Genomic DNA, 1,239 nt, shown 5'->3' on the forward strand with positions numbered 1-1,239 from the left:
TTACATCTGAGTCAGAATACCAGGGTTGATAATCTGCTTATCCTCATAGTTTCCCTGGTTTTGATGGAGTAGAAGCCACTTCGCCATATCAGTAACATTAGAATTAATAGAGCCAGCCGGACCACTGGTGTCAACATTGCGAAATGGAATGGCTTTAACTACGTCATCTTTCTCTCGATAAGGAAGAGAAAAATCGTCAGTCTCCTGGGATTTGACAACGGAAAAATTGCTGTCTCCCATCGACAAGGGATTAAAAATTTCCTGCTGAACAAATTCTTCCCAGCTGCTCTCGGAAATTTCACCGACTAAGTAGCCAGCCGTCATGTACATCAAATTTTGATACTGAAAGACAGTTCGCAATTCATGATTAGGTTCGAGATATTGTAAGCGCTCAACTATTTCTTTACGAGTTAAAGAACTGTTATACCACATGAAATCATGACGGGGTAAGCCAGAACGATGAGTGACTAGGTCACGGAGAGTCATGTGTTCACTAGCATAGGAATCGTATAGTTTAAACGTGGGCAGATAATGTCTAACTGGTTTATCCCAATCTAATTTTCCTCGCTCAGCCAAGATGCCCATAGCCATTGTGGTAAAGGCTTTAGTGCAAGACCCAATGGCAAAGAGGGTTTTAGAGGTTACTTTTAAGCCTTTTTCTACATCCCTAAAACCAAAGCCCTCACAAAAGATGATCTCGCTATCGTGAACAATAGCGACAGCCAGCCCTGGGACTTTCCACTCTTCCATTCTCTGGTTAATAAATTCACTAAGACCTTCCATTAGTTGCTCTCCATTGATGTTAATTTCAGAAGTTTCGACGTAAGCATTCAGCCGTCAGCCGTCAGCCGTCAGCCTTGGCCTTTGGCCACGCTACGGGAATGGCTGAAAGTTGTTCGGTGTAGCGTGCGCGTCGCCCATAAGCACCTCAAGTAGCGTGCGCGTCGCCCATAAGCTTACGTTTCGACGCCAGTTGCTCATCTGACTCCCCACACTTCCCACACTTCCCACACTTCCCACACTTCCCACACTCCTCCCACACTTCCCACACTCTTCCCACTCACCTTTCCGCAATTCCTCCTTGTCCGGTTTACTGATAATCTGTTAATTCACCCATAGGAGATATCGTGAAGCGGTTCACCGTTGGCGGTAAAATTAGATAAGATAGGTATATCTACTAGAGAAAAATTACTTATGGCTAGTGGTAAATCCCAGACTCCCGCAATTCTGTCTTACCGA

Annotated in this window: 2 protein-coding genes; one reads left to right on the forward strand and one right to left on the reverse strand. The window is 44.8% G+C overall.

From position 1 onward, the window contains the following. Positions 1-783 (reverse strand): serine hydrolase domain-containing protein, encoded by a 783-nt coding sequence (locus F6K49_RS50425; RefSeq protein WP_293110404.1) that lies wholly within the window; start codon positions 781-783, stop codon positions 1-3. Between the two features lie 3 nt (positions 784-786). Here F6K49_RS50425 and F6K49_RS50430 point away from each other — a divergent pair, with 3 nt between their 5' ends. Then, positions 787-936, forward strand: coding sequence for a hypothetical protein (locus tag F6K49_RS50430; RefSeq protein ID WP_158069620.1), 150 nt, complete (start codon positions 787-789; stop codon positions 934-936). Positions 937-1,239: the final 303 nt, after the last annotated feature.

The organism is Moorena sp. SIO3I6, from assembly GCF_010672095.1.